This is a genomic window from Vibrio sp. 1167, assembly GCF_033340375.1.
Taxonomy (GTDB): Bacteria; Pseudomonadota; Gammaproteobacteria; order Enterobacterales; family Vibrionaceae; genus Vibrio; species Vibrio alginolyticus.
The window spans coordinates 45212-57887 of the sequence record NZ_JAWOWK010000011.1; the positions used below are offsets into that span (position 1 = coordinate 45212).

At 44.8% G+C, this 12676-nt stretch carries 13 protein-coding genes; 8 read left to right on the forward strand and 5 right to left on the reverse strand.

Annotated features, from left to right (window positions below):
• Window positions 1-45: 45 nt before the first annotated feature.
• The 4 genes from fghA (at window position 46) to R7Z78_RS19355 (ending at window position 3302) form a co-directional block, all read left to right on the forward strand.
• Window positions 46-885 carry an S-formylglutathione hydrolase gene (gene fghA / locus R7Z78_RS19340; protein ID WP_005374382.1) on the forward strand — a complete coding sequence of 280 codons (840 nt, stop codon included), beginning with the start codon at window positions 46-48 and terminating at the stop codon, window positions 883-885.
• A gap of 444 nt (window positions 886-1329) precedes the next feature.
• Complete coding sequence (locus R7Z78_RS19345; RefSeq protein ID WP_005374384.1) at window positions 1330-1785, forward strand: hypothetical protein; 456 nt, start codon at window positions 1330-1332, stop codon at window positions 1783-1785.
• 5 nt (window positions 1786-1790) lie between these two features.
• Complete coding sequence (locus tag R7Z78_RS19350) at window positions 1791-2888, forward strand: GGDEF domain-containing protein (RefSeq protein WP_085569480.1); 1098 nt, start codon at window positions 1791-1793, stop codon at window positions 2886-2888.
• A gap of 24 nt (window positions 2889-2912) precedes the next feature.
• Window positions 2913-3302: a hypothetical protein gene (locus R7Z78_RS19355; RefSeq protein WP_005374387.1), complete on the forward strand. Its 390-nt coding sequence runs from the start codon at window positions 2913-2915 to the stop codon at window positions 3300-3302.
• Window positions 3303-3395: 93 nt separating this feature from the next.
• Here R7Z78_RS19355 and R7Z78_RS19360 read toward each other — a convergent pair whose 3' ends face one another.
• Both R7Z78_RS19360 and R7Z78_RS19365 read right to left on the reverse strand, forming a co-directional pair.
• Window positions 3396-4199, reverse strand: a complete 804-nt coding sequence (locus R7Z78_RS19360; protein ID WP_017633831.1) for a Cof-type HAD-IIB family hydrolase — start codon at window positions 4197-4199, stop codon at window positions 3396-3398.
• A 94-nt stretch (window positions 4200-4293) separates the two neighbouring features.
• The gene (locus R7Z78_RS19365) at window positions 4294-5181 is read right to left on the reverse strand and encodes a LysR family transcriptional regulator (protein WP_005383264.1); all 888 of its coding nucleotides are present in this window, start codon (window positions 5179-5181) and stop codon (window positions 4294-4296) included.
• A gap of 126 nt (window positions 5182-5307) precedes the next feature.
• Between R7Z78_RS19365 and R7Z78_RS19370 the strand changes: the two genes are divergently transcribed.
• The 3 genes from R7Z78_RS19370 (at window position 5308) to R7Z78_RS19380 (ending at window position 8585) form a co-directional block, all read left to right on the forward strand.
• A complete protein-coding gene (locus tag R7Z78_RS19370) occupies window positions 5308-6174 on the forward strand; it encodes an MBL fold metallo-hydrolase (protein ID WP_017633829.1) in 867 nt (288 codons plus the stop codon).
• Window positions 6168-6788, forward strand: a complete 621-nt coding sequence (locus tag R7Z78_RS19375) for a DsbA family protein (RefSeq protein WP_104976346.1) — start codon at window positions 6168-6170, stop codon at window positions 6786-6788. Before R7Z78_RS19370 ends, R7Z78_RS19375 begins: the two co-directional genes overlap by 7 nt.
• A gap of 117 nt (window positions 6789-6905) precedes the next feature.
• Entirely contained in the window at window positions 6906-8585 is a 1680-nt protein-coding gene (locus R7Z78_RS19380; protein ID WP_104976347.1) for an RluA family pseudouridine synthase, read from the forward strand.
• A gap of 94 nt (window positions 8586-8679) precedes the next feature.
• Here R7Z78_RS19380 and R7Z78_RS19385 read toward each other — a convergent pair whose 3' ends face one another.
• Window positions 8680-10020, reverse strand: coding sequence for an MATE family efflux transporter (locus R7Z78_RS19385; RefSeq protein WP_104976348.1), 1341 nt, complete (start codon window positions 10018-10020; stop codon window positions 8680-8682).
• 507 nt (window positions 10021-10527) lie between these two features.
• Between R7Z78_RS19385 and R7Z78_RS19390 the strand changes: the two genes are divergently transcribed.
• The gene (locus tag R7Z78_RS19390; protein WP_104976349.1) at window positions 10528-11676 is read left to right on the forward strand and encodes a GGDEF domain-containing protein; all 1149 of its coding nucleotides are present in this window, start codon (window positions 10528-10530) and stop codon (window positions 11674-11676) included.
• On the opposite strand, the gene R7Z78_RS19395 is transcribed toward R7Z78_RS19390, so the two are convergent.
• Both R7Z78_RS19395 and R7Z78_RS19400 read right to left on the reverse strand, forming a co-directional pair.
• On the reverse strand, window positions 11638-11961 hold the full coding sequence (locus R7Z78_RS19395; protein ID WP_104976350.1) for a hypothetical protein: 324 nt from the start codon (window positions 11959-11961) through the stop codon (window positions 11638-11640). The genes R7Z78_RS19390 and R7Z78_RS19395 overlap by 39 nt on opposite strands.
• A gap of 132 nt (window positions 11962-12093) precedes the next feature.
• Window positions 12094-12378: a pyrimidine/purine nucleoside phosphorylase gene (locus R7Z78_RS19400; protein ID WP_005383244.1), complete on the reverse strand. Its 285-nt coding sequence runs from the start codon at window positions 12376-12378 to the stop codon at window positions 12094-12096.
• Window positions 12379-12676: the final 298 nt, after the last annotated feature.

The following is a 12676-nucleotide window of genomic DNA, read 5'->3' on the forward strand; positions in this document are numbered from 1 at the left end:
CTTTTGGGGAGCCTGAATTCCTTCTGCTAATTAGAGAGTTTATTCATGACCATTGAAAATGTAAGCCAAGCCAAAGTGTTTGGCGGTTGGCACAAGCAATATACACACGAATCCAATGCCCTAAACTGCACCATGCGCTTCGCGATATTCTTGCCACCTAACGCAACGAAATCAAATCCCGTACCCGCGCTATACTGGCTCTCTGGTTTAACGTGTACCGATGAGAACTTTATGCAGAAAGCGGGCGCATTTCGTATGGCGGCCGAGCTTGGCATTGCGATCATTGCACCAGACACAAGTCCGAGAGGCGAAGGTATCGCTGACGACGAAAGCTATGACCTAGGAAAAGGAGCTGGCTTTTACCTTAATGCGACGCAAGCACCTTGGTCACTGCATTACTGTATGTACGACTATGTGACTGAGGAGTTGCCTGCGATCATCGAAAGTAACTTCCCAGTCTCTGACGTGAAGTCAATTTCCGGTCACAGTATGGGCGGCCACGGAGCGCTCACCATTGGTCTGAAAAATTCAGAACAGTACCGTTCTATTTCAGCGTTCAGTCCAATCAGTAACCCAATGCAATGCCCTTGGGGACAAAAAGCCTTTACTGCTTACTTAGGCAAGGAGCTTGAAAGCTGGAAGCAATACGATGCAAGTGAACTTCTAAAACAACAACAATCACCATTACCAATTTTGGTTGATCAAGGTGATGCTGATGGCTTCTTAAATGAGCAGCTTAGACCGGAAGCGCTGATTGCTGCGGCAAAAATACACGATTCAAACCTAACCTTGAGAATGCAACCAGGCTATGACCATAGCTATTACTTCATCTCAAGCTTTATTGAAGAGCACCTCAACTTCCATGCAAAATATTTGTTTGCATAGTTAATTTAAGTAAGCTCATGAAATAAAAAATAAAGTCACCAAAACTAGGTGACTTTATTTTCTTTACGTACTAACAAATACATATCTGAATATCGATGATTTAAATATGTAAAATAATGTAACTTAAGAACAAATTCGACGTCCATTTCTCGCCTTATTAAATTCTCATTTCCGACACAGTATCTTTATTAAAAATGAAACAAAGTTGCACTAAAAACCAATTAAATACCGCGAAATCATTACGAAACTCTACCATCATCCCAATACTCTGAGCTTTTAATTAAGAAGCAACTTAATAACCTTGACGTGACGTAAACCGACAGTTATTTTTGAAACATAACGTATTATAAAATCTCATCCGGTTGGCTCTATAATTATAAATAAATTACCGCTAGCACCTTTGTCCTAGCTAAGAAAAAAGAATAAAACTCAAAAGGGCATATGATGAAAAAGATAGTCGCGCTAGGTCTGTTTTTTGTTGCGCCATTCTTGTCTGCAAATACGATCGTATTTAGTAGTAGCCAGCAGCCTAGTGTCATACTGGAACTGGAAGAGATCCAAGCTTTACCTACCACTAGCTACACGATGACATTGCCTTGGCTTCCTGCCTCGTCAGAGTTTTTAGGCGTTAAACTCAGCACGCTTCTTACACACGTCTATGGAAAGGTACCAGAGCAGGTTGATATCAGCAGCTTAAACGACTATCACTCGACATTGTCCCGACAAGATATTCTTCGATATCAACCAATACTGGCTTATCAACAAGATCAGAATTACATAAAAGTCAGGAATAAAGGCCCTTTCTGGGTGATATATCCACTCAATCTCTATCCAGAGCTAAACTACAATAAATATCATGCGCAAATGGTATGGCAAGTAAATGAAATAAAAGAAAAATAATAAGAATGAAGTTATCAGAACCCTATTCTAAGAAACAAAGAATATTGCAATATTCTACCACCAGCAAAATGCTGCTGGTGGTGTTTGCCGTTTCTTTGCTTCTCGCGAATGTCGTGCTTTTACAGCAAACACGTTCACTCTCACAAAATTTTAATAACGAACAAAAACAAGCGACTTGGTTTTTATTCCAACTCTCCAAAGAACTATCAGAACTTGTCGGCGAGGCCAGACGGTTAGATGAAAACGTATTGAATATTGATGGTGCAGAGCTTCAATACGAGTTAGCGTGGAGTCGCTTTGACTTATTGACCAGTAGCACGAAAGCCAATAAGTTCTTTTCTCGGAACAACATGCACCTTTACTTCATTAACCTTTTTGAAGAGTTCAAAGAGCTAGAAAAACAACTGGTAGAAGCTAGAACAGGTGATAGCCAAGCTGCTGCTGCATTTTATCGTTCAACTCAAACACTATATTTAGGCTTAATAGACTTCGTTAATCAAAACTTCCGTCTAAGCAGTAAAGCTTATGAAGCACAAAAAGGTCAAACCCAGCGCTTAATGCAAGCACAATATATGTTGTTTGCGACGTTCGTTTTGTCGATTATCTCTTTAACTTATTTCTTTTATCGTGAATCCCATTTTCATAGAAAATTGGCGCTCAGCGACCCTTTGACGAGCCTAGGGAACCGCAATGCACTATTCATTACCCTAAACAAATTTACTCAAGAAAAAAGGCCCTTTTCTCTCTGGATTCTAGATTTAAATGGTTTTAAAGAAGTCAACGACACACACGGACACCAAGTTGGCGACACTGTACTGCGGGAAATCGCTAGGCGGCTTAATTCTATGACACTCAATGATTTTACTGTTTATCGCATGGGAGGAGATGAGTTCGCGGTTATACTTGAAGGTGAACATCTCAATGAAGAGAACGTACGTGAGCAGATAAATACCGTCTTTGATGCACAAATATTAAACTCCGATAAAGTCTCAACACTTTCAACAAGCATGGGCTTAGCGCAATACCCTAAAGACAGTGACAATGTTGACTTTCTTATCAGCATAGCGGATAAGCGCATGTACAAAATGAAATTTCAACGTTAAACGGTATATATGATGAGAAAGTTCATGCAAGTACTGCTTCTACTGGCAGTCATTGCGGCAGGTGTGTTGGCTTGGGTATTTATTCCATCGCACGAAACCATCGGGCAAAAAACGCTTGAGCAGGCACTCAACGACGACTACAGCCTAGTTGGGCATCGAATCTACTCAACCGATCCGGATGCTGGCAACCGATTCGGCTACTTCGTATTGGCAACGGGCCAGAGCATTGAAGAGCAAGAGCCGTTTTTGGTCACTTCGGATCAGTTTATTCGCATGGAGAAAACGGGTGATAATACCTTGTCTGTGACCGTCAATGGCCGTATTTACCATTATCATAACGACTTGTGGGTGCCAAAATCAGACGGGAAATTGCAACACTTTTTAGTCAGTGCAACCGCCAAGTACGTACGCTAAAACGGGAACCTTACTCCCCCCAAAAAAACAAAGCCCCGCATACACTGCGGGGCTTTTTACGTGAAGAAGAAAATAACATCGAAAGAATGAGCGTTACTTCGCTAATACTTTCTCTTTAATCACTTTGAGTACCCCAGCCTCTTGGTTGCTTGGCGCAGAATAACGAGCAATTTTCTTAATCTCTTCGTGCGCGTTGGCAACCGCGTACGAATGCTCACTGACTTGCAGCATTTCGAGGTCATTGAGGTAGTCACCAAACGTCATAGTTTCTGCCGGAGTAAAATTCATCGTCTCTTGAAGATGCTGAATGGCCGCACCTTTAGAGGCCTCGGCATTCATCACATCCAGCCAGATTTTTGCACTCACCACGACTTTATGCGTTGCGCCAAACTTTGCGTTCATGGTCGGGAACAGGAGCTCTTCCGAACCGTCAAAGTGACAAATTGCTACCTTAATAAACTCGTCTTCGACCTCAAGCAAATCCGGCACATATTCACAGCGGTGGTAGTACTTTTGAAATTCTTCCAGCGATTGCTGATCATGCGTTTCGATGTACGCCGAGCGCTTGCCACACAATACGATGTTCGCCCCGTCAATCTCACGAGCCGCTTTCACAATCTCCAACACTTCCGCTTTAGGAATGGTACAACTGTAGAGCTCATTGTCTTGGTACATCACTAAGGTGCCGTTTTCAGCCACATACAACAGCCTGTCTTTGATTGGCGCGAACGTGTCTCGCAGACTGTAATACTGACGACCAGACGCAGCGGAGAACAAAATACCTTGCTCTTCCAGTTGCAAAAACAGATCGAAAAACTCCGGATCCAAACGACCGTATTGGTCAAGCAATGTGCCATCCATATCGGAAGCAATAAATTTGATGCGAACTTGTGACATTAACTAAAACTCTAAATGATGCTGCGAAAATATATCCATGTAAGGTACAGGATCTTGTATGAATCTCAAGTCGGGATGACGACGCCTTTCGCGATTACCAAGGGTGCTGTTTAAAGTAATCTTCACTGTGATCGATGAAGGCTCTCACCGCAGGGGACAAGTGTTTACGCGATGAATACAGCGCGTAAATGTTGAGATCATTTGGCTTCCAATCCGGCAACACCGACTCAAGCTGACCCGATTTAAGATAGATATTGCTCAAGTAAGTTGGCAACATCGAAATACCCATGCCTTGTAAAGCGCCATGCAATAACGCCGTGGCCTCATTGCTGGTTAGGCGACACTCAATTCCCACCGATTCGAACTGGTCGCCCTGAGACAAATGCCACACGTGACGCTCAAAGTTTTTGTATCCCAAACAGTCGTGTGAAGATAAATCTCGTGGATGCGCGATCGCGTGGTGAGTTTGCAAATATTGCGGTGATGCCACCAACACCGATTCACACACCGCAATCGGCTTACCAATCAAAGAAGGATCGGGATCTGACGCAATTCGGATCGCCAGATCGATACGTTGTTCGGTTAGATCACTCACTGAATCTTGCAGATCTATGTCGATATGCACTTTGGGGTGCTTTTGCATAAAACTGTTTACTACGGGGATCAACTGTGAGAATCCAAATGAAGTACTAGACGCAAGACGGATTTTTCCGGACAGCTCACCATCAGCGGCAATGTTCGACGTCAACGTATCGGCCTGTTTTAACCAGCGCTCAATCTGAGGCAAGCTGCGTTCCCCAGCGGTGGTGAGCGACACCTTACGCGTGGTGCGGTGCAACAAACGAGTTTGCAACCAGTTCTCCATCGCCTCTACATAACGAGTCACCATTGGCCGAGACATGTCTAACCGTTCTGCGGTCGCGGTAAAACTGCCAGAATACACCACATCCACAAATACTTTTGCTGCCGTTACTCTGTCCATACATTTGCTCGAAATAAGAAATAGTGATGCACATTATTGTGTATTTTTCCGAGCGTATCAATTTCCTAATATAGCTCCCGTTTCCAAGCCATGATCGCTTGGCCCCAAATTCTTTAGGAACTTATTATGAAAAAATTCACTTTGATTGCTGCATCCATTTTAATGGCAAGCCCTGTTCTAGCGGCAAACCACTCTCCCCTTACTCTTGAGGTTTACAACGCCGACGGTAACAGCTTCCACGTAAACTCAACCTTGGTATACGGTGAGACTGACGCCATGGTTATCGACACTGGCTTCACCAAAGCTGACGCGATGCGCATTGCCGCTAAAGTGCTGGACTCAGGCAAAACGCTTAAAACCATTTTTATCAGCCAAGCGGACCCAGACTACTACTTTGGCGCAGAGGCCTTACACCAACAGTTCCCTGATGCGCAGATCATCACAACGCCTGCGGTTCAAAAAATTATTAAAGAGAAATTGGCTGGAAAGCTGGCGTACTGGGGACCAAAGCTTGGCGCAAACGCACCGGTAAAACCAGTGATCCCTGTCGCGTACGATAAAGCATCATTGGAGCTAGAAGGTCATAAGATTGAAATTCGTGGTAACCATGGCACATCAGCACACCGCCCTTACCTATGGATTCCAGATAACAAAGCGATTCTAGGTAACGTAGCCGTGTACTCAAACGTACATTTGTGGATGGCAGATGCCGCTGACCAGACCGCCATCAATGCTTGGGAGCAGCAACTTAGCGAGATGCTTGCGCTTAAACCTCAAGTGGTCATTCCTGGTCACATGAAAGCAGGCACAAAGCTGAACGCAGACACCATTCGCTACTCGCAACAATACTTGCAGGATTTTCAGCAAGCGAAAAAACACAGCAATAACAGCGTTCAACTCATTGACACCATGTCTGCGAAATACCCAGAAGCTCAATTGCCAATCGCGCTAGAAATCGGTGCGAAAGTGCATACTGGTGAAATGTCATGGTAACCGTGCATTACTTCTTCGATCCCATGTGTGGTTGGTGCTACGGGGCATCACCACTCATCGAAGCCTTGATGGACACCTCTCAATTTAAGGTAGAGCTTCATCCCGGCGGTATGATTGAGAAACGCGCGATTGAACCTGAATTTCGTCAGCACATCATCAACAGTGACGCTCGTATTGCAACCGAAACCGGAGCGACGTTTGGTGAAGCATATCTGCAACGCGTGAAAAGCGAAGATGCGTTTGTTCTTGATTCTTATCTACCAACACAAGCGATCTTGAGTGCGGAAAAAATGGGGCTGAATCCATGGCACATGCTAAAGGCCATCCAATCTGCGCATTATCAGCTCGGGTTAAAAGTGAATGAAGCATCGACGCTCAAAGCCATTGCAGAATCGCTAGGTTTAGCAAGTGATGCGTGGGAGCAAAATATGACGTTAAGCGAAGCCGAACTAGGTGAGAGAATTCGCTCTAGCCGACAATTGATGCGCCAGTTGCACGTTGGTGGTTATCCAACCCTGAATGCAGAAGTAAATGGCGAGTACCTGACCTTGCCGCACTCGGCCTACTACGACAAACCAGCACAGTGGAAGCTTGCATTACGAAAACTGCAATAAGCTCTTCCCCACTCGCTCTTGTCCTTAATCCAAGAGCGAGTGCCAACACCGACATGGCAATCCTGACTCAAACAGGTACAATCCTCGCTCGAATTTTTACTCGCGCGGATACCCACCATGCACTCGCCTGAACATTGTTTTACTCGTTTTACTGCTGATACTTCTGATTATGAATTACCAACGCAGTTTACGTTTCCGTTCTACTACACGCCGCATCCTCTTTGCGTTATGGCCGCAAAGCAATTGCAACAGCACTTATTAGCGCAAACCGACTTCGAACACGATTTTGGTTTGGTTAATGAAGAAACGGGGCGAGGCAAAATGTTTGGCGTATTGGTGGTAAAAAGCCCTCAAGGCGAGCTCGGCTTTTTAAGTGCGTTTTCTGGCAAAATTGCTGACCAAAACTTGATTCCAGGATTTGTCCCTCCTGTGTACGACATGCTGACCGATGAAGGCTTCTTCCGCGCAGAAACGGATGCCATCAACGCCGCCAATGCGGAGTACAAAACCTGTGCCGCGAATCCGGAATTGGCGGATCTTAAAGCGCAAATACAAGCCGACCGAGCCGCTTATCAACAAGAAGAGCAAACACAACGCCAAGTGATGATTGACGGCCGCGCCGCTCGCAAACGACAGCGTCAACAGGGCGAGCAAACACTCAATGCCGATGACCTCAAAATCTTATTGGATGAATTGGGTAAACAAAGTGTCGCCGAGAAAAACGTTCTCAAATACTTAAAGCAAGCGTGGGATGAAAAGCTTGCAATCAAAGAAGCGCGATTGGCTGAGTTAGAGCAGCAACTTGCTCACCTGAAAGAGCAGCGCAAAACGCTCTCCAACGCTTTGCAGCACAAATTGCATAAACAATACCGCTTCCTAAACAACCATGGCGAAGCACGCGACTTGGTGGACATTTTTGCTGACACCACAAAACCAATCCCACCAGCAGGTGCGGGGGAATGTGCTGCGCCAAAACTGCTCCAATACGCGTTTAAACACGGATTCAAACCGCTGGCGTTGACAGAATTTTGGTGGGGTGTTTCGCCAAAGTCTGAAGTTCGCCAACACAAAAAATTCTACCCATCGTGTAATAGCAAATGTCAGCCGATTTTAGGCCATATGATGCAAGGGCTGAACGTCGAACCTAACCCATTGGCGGAGAATTGGGCAGAAGACAAAGAGCTAGAGATAATCTACCAAGACGACGCTATGGTCGTCGTCAACAAGCCCTCGGGCTTGCTTTCAGTGCCTGGTAAAACTATCAAGGACTCTGCTTATACGCGCCTACAAGCGATGTACCCTGATGTGGAAGGGCCGTTTGTGATTCATCGTCTCGACATGGCGACCTCTGGCATTTTGGTGTTTGCCTTAACTAAGCGCGCGAACAAAAGTCTGCAAAAACAGTTTATGGCTCGCGGCGTACAAAAACGTTATATGGCACTGCTCGAAGGCGTATTAAACGAGCCTGAAGGGGAAATTTCACTGCCAATGCGTGGTGACCCAGACGACCGCCCACGTCAACTGGTGTGTTTTGAACACGGGAAACATGCAGAAACCTACTGGCAACTGATTGAAGTCAAAGATGGACGCAGCAAGGTATATATGTATCCGAAAACCGGGCGAACTCACCAACTACGTGTACACAGTGCTCATCACATGGGGTTAAACATGCCGATGGTTGGTGATGGTTTATACGGCGAAAAATCGAATCGCTTACACCTGCATGCTGAGATGCTAGAGCTGGATCATCCATACAGCAAAGAGCGTATGGTGTTCCAAGCTGAGTGCGAATTCTAACGTCTTCCCGATTTTAAATAACAAAAAGGCACTGACTATCAGTGCCTTTTTTTTCTAACACCAGAATAAGCGTGATGCGCGATACCGAAAACCGTTAGCTCACCTTAAACTTGGTCCACACCTGAGAGCGCCAACGTCTTGCCATGATGATACCACGTACCCATTCATCGAGAGCGATTGCCATCCAAGCCCCTAAAACGCCATAACCCAAGTGGATGCCAAAGATGTAAGAGAAAAGCACGCCTAGTCCCCACATACTCAAAATCCCCATTTGCACTGGGAACTTGATGTCACCCGCGCCTTTGAGCCCCGCGATAAAAATCAGGTTAAACACACGTCCGGCCTCGAGCAAAATTGAGCCCATGACTAACGAACCTGCCAATGCGAGGATCTCTGGTTGATCGGTAAATACGCGCAGAATCTCTTCTCTAAACAGGTAAATCAGTGTGGTTGCCGCCGTTGATGCCACAAATCCTACTAAGAAGTAGATTTGTACGCGTTTTAAAATGCTGCTCACCCAACCTTTACCGATGTAGTAGCCAGTCTGAATTTGCGCTGCCTGACCAATTGCCAGCGCGAAAGCAAACGAGAAACGGGCAATGTTTTGCGCATAAGTGAAAGCCGCTAACGATGCCGTCCCCATTTGCACCACAAAATACACAATGCAGATTTGCGCCACGTTGTAAGACAGCACCTCACCCGCGTTCATGCCGCCGATTTTTAAGATCTTTTTGTAAATCTCTACGGGCACTTGTTTCATGGTCGACATTGGTAGCTCAATGCTGCTGCGCGCGAGAATAAACCATAACATTAACGTACCGATGACTTGGCTGACGACGGTTGCTATTGCTACACCTTGCACACCATACACAGGTAAACCGAATGGCTGGTAAAGCGCAATATAGTTACCAATGATGTTGAACACACCCGAGATCAAATTCACCACCATTGGGGAACGTGAATAACCATGACTACGCAGAATAGTTGTAAAAACAACGCCAATCGTAACGTTAAACGTCATCGCACCGCTTATCAGCAGATATTCATGAGCGTACTGCTCGACTTGCGCTTCCAAGCCGTAATACGGGAGTAGATATATCGCACCAAGCACGGCAATCACACTCAATAGCGCACCGACGAGCACAGACAACGCAATACTCGCAACACCAACGCTCACTGACTCTTGCTCGCGTCCAGCGCCATTGTATTGGGCAATCAAAATCCCCGTACCGCTACTGACAAAGGTCGAAACGATGATTAAAAAGAAGGTAATCTGCGTGATCACACCAACAGCGGATACGGCTTTGTCTGAGTAGCCACTCAGCATGAACACGTCACTGGTTCCTAAAGCCGTCCGTAGCAAAATTTCGACAAGAATTGGCCAAGCTAATGCCACGATGGACATTCGTTGGTTGATGTTTTGGCTTTTAGGCATGCTTGTAACCTTTCCTACAACTAAAAACTGCCTCACAATATTTGTGAAGCAGTTTAAAAATAGTGACTCGAACGAAGCTCGATATGAGGTTGTGATTTAGCGCGGATTCTAGTCGCATATTGGTCATAACGACAACAATATTTCGCCCTGTTTCGGAAAAATATTTCTAATGCATTTTCGAAACGACATATGCCTTGACGATACGTAGAGCAGAGATTGGTGAACAATACTCTCAATCAACGAGCACCGAACAGAATCAGGATAATCAATATAAATGCGTCTAACTAGATATATTACTTTGAGTTATCAGTCCAACCATATAGAGCCATGAAGAACCGTCATGAAAACCTGCATGCGCCACCATTCCTCTTTGAACACTCGCACCAAATCACACTGATGGCTTTGCACTAAAAATGACTGATATCACATTTGGAAACTTTGTTGTTCTATTTATCGCGAAAATACCGCCTAGAATAAGCGTACACGTTAATTAAGCAAGGATACGTAATGTCGACATTGGCTGGGGCGCGCTTAGAAGAAATGGCGGACATCCGCTCAACAAGAAAAAAGAAAATTGTCTTTTTATGCTCCAGTATCGCCGCTGCCTGTTTAACTTATGGTTCCATTGCTCAATCACTTGAGAATAACTGGGGTTTAAGCTTTTTCCATGCTTTATGTGCCCTGGCATGCTTAGCAATCAGTTATGTAATAAAAGTCCAGCGGCACCATCAATACGCCGACTTATGGCTAAGTGCTGTCTTAATGTTCGAAGGGTTATTGTTACTTCTGTATAACGACGCTCCGTCAGGCAAAATGTTATGGCTATATCCTATTGTCGCCACTCTGGTATTAATTAATGAGTTTAAGGTCGGTCTGCTGTTCAGTGGCACCTACATTTTACTGATCTTTTTTGGGGTCGCTTTTTTAGATCGACTGCCAACAGCCACAGAAATCATAGAGCGGAGATTGATGCTGACCCTGATAGCGACCGCGTTTGTGTGTCACACGTTCTCGTATTACTACACGAAAGTCCTCAATTACATTCAAACACTGTATCGTGAGGGGATTGAGGAGTTAGCATATTTTGACCAGCTCACTGGGCTTGCCAATCGCTGGAGCTTTGAAACTTGGGCGCGCGCAAAGCTCGATGAAATCAAGCACTCATCTGATGACAGCATCACCGCATTGGTTTTTCTCGATATCGATAACTTCAAGCACATCAACGACACCTACGGGCACGATATTGGTGACCAAGTACTTCAAGCCTTCGCAACTCGATTAAAAAATAACATTCGCAACAAAGACAGAAAAACAGATAAACACGACTACTCCATCGCTCGATTTGCGGGCGACGAGTTTGTAATCATGCTTTACGATGTAAAAAGTAAAGATGACCTCGACAGCATCCTAAAACGGATCGTGAATCTGTTTCCGACAGGTTACCGAAGCTACGATATGATTAACGAGTTAACAATGAGTGTAGGTGCTGCTATCTATAAGCAAGATGCAAAGGATTTGTCTGAATTGACTCGATGTGCAGATAAAGCAATGTACGCAGCTAAACATACTGGTAAAAACCAGTACGCCTTTTATGAGTACTGCAATACGGAAGAACAGTCAACATCTGATGCACCAGAGGTACCAGAAGCTTGCTAATGACCAAGCGAACACATGCATCACCCAAAGCCCCACAACGAGGAATACGATTAACCACACTACTTGCAACGTTCTGTTCGGCTTGTCTTGCTGACGAGTGGGGTGATCTTTAAACGCACGGCCCTTCATTTTGCCCATTAAGCTCTTTCCTAGAGCACGTCGATAAAATTCACGTCTCTTATGAGCGGCATTGGCAACTTCGGTAAAGCGCTGTCTTTGCTCATTGGTGAGATCTTTGTCCTCGTAACGAGGAGGGAGATCAGAATGCTTGCGTTGTACTGCCATCACTTCCTCCCTGGTCGATGGGTACATTTTTATTAAGTATATACCCAAATAACCAAAAAGATGCGTTATAAGTGAAGCACATAGACGAAAAAACCACCCGAAGGTGGTTTTATGACGAGCAACAAATGAACGCTAGAAGTACTCACATAAATACGCAGTCGCTTCTTTCACTTGAAGCTCAAATGAAGAATTACCTTCCACTTCAAAAAACTCACCACTTTGATAAGTCGTCCAATCGCTCTCGCCAACACGCTTGACCACAAGCGCACCTTTTACAACCGTCATACGCTCTGGTGCTTGAGTACCAAACGTGTACTCACCAGGAAGCATCACACCAACGCTAACATCCTGATCTTTCTGGTTAAAGCCTAGTGATTTTACACTACCAGCAAAATAGCTATTTTCCTTAATATTCATTATTGGTTTCCTTATCAAAAGTCCGCTCTTTTTTACCTTGTTTCTTTCCGTTACTCAAGCTTTGAAAGCCATTAAACTCAACGTAATAACGCACATCCTTTGCTACTGAGCGAGAACCTTTTTTCGCGAGGATTAATCAGGCGACCTAAACCGAGCAAGAAAACCTGCGAAGTAATGAATGTGAGCAAACAACAAAACCATCAATAAGATGTGTATCTGAATGTAAAAGTGGACATTAGATCATAGTTTCGTCGTCTCAATGGCGGGATTGTTTGTTTTTAAAAAGGAAGGTTTCCAC

What these genes read in the sequence shown, in the direction of transcription:
- fghA (WP_005374382.1), top strand. Translation starts at nt 46, where the DNA reads ATGACCATTGAAAATGTAAGCCAAGCCAAAGTGTTTGGCGGTTGGCAC.
- R7Z78_RS19345 (WP_005374384.1), top strand. Translation starts at nt 1,330, where the DNA reads ATGAAAAAGATAGTCGCGCTAGGTCTGTTTTTTGTTGCGCCATTCTTG.
- R7Z78_RS19350 (WP_085569480.1), top strand. Translation starts at nt 1,791, where the DNA reads ATGAAGTTATCAGAACCCTATTCTAAGAAACAAAGAATATTGCAATAT.
- R7Z78_RS19355 (WP_005374387.1), top strand. Translation starts at nt 2,913, where the DNA reads ATGCAAGTACTGCTTCTACTGGCAGTCATTGCGGCAGGTGTGTTGGCT.
- R7Z78_RS19360 (WP_017633831.1), bottom strand. Translation starts at nt 4,199, where the DNA reads ATGTCACAAGTTCGCATCAAATTTATTGCTTCCGATATGGATGGCACA.
- R7Z78_RS19365 (WP_005383264.1), bottom strand. Translation starts at nt 5,181, where the DNA reads ATGGACAGAGTAACGGCAGCAAAAGTATTTGTGGATGTGGTGTATTCT.
- R7Z78_RS19370 (WP_017633829.1), top strand. Translation starts at nt 5,308, where the DNA reads ATGAAAAAATTCACTTTGATTGCTGCATCCATTTTAATGGCAAGCCCT.
- R7Z78_RS19375 (WP_104976346.1), top strand. Translation starts at nt 6,168, where the DNA reads ATGGTAACCGTGCATTACTTCTTCGATCCCATGTGTGGTTGGTGCTAC.
- R7Z78_RS19380 (WP_104976347.1), top strand. Translation starts at nt 6,906, where the DNA reads ATGCACTCGCCTGAACATTGTTTTACTCGTTTTACTGCTGATACTTCT.
- R7Z78_RS19385 (WP_104976348.1), bottom strand. Translation starts at nt 10,020, where the DNA reads ATGCCTAAAAGCCAAAACATCAACCAACGAATGTCCATCGTGGCATTA.
- R7Z78_RS19390 (WP_104976349.1), top strand. Translation starts at nt 10,528, where the DNA reads ATGTCGACATTGGCTGGGGCGCGCTTAGAAGAAATGGCGGACATCCGC.
- R7Z78_RS19395 (WP_104976350.1), bottom strand. Translation starts at nt 11,961, where the DNA reads ATGGCAGTACAACGCAAGCATTCTGATCTCCCTCCTCGTTACGAGGAC.
- R7Z78_RS19400 (WP_005383244.1), bottom strand. Translation starts at nt 12,378, where the DNA reads ATGAATATTAAGGAAAATAGCTATTTTGCTGGTAGTGTAAAATCACTA.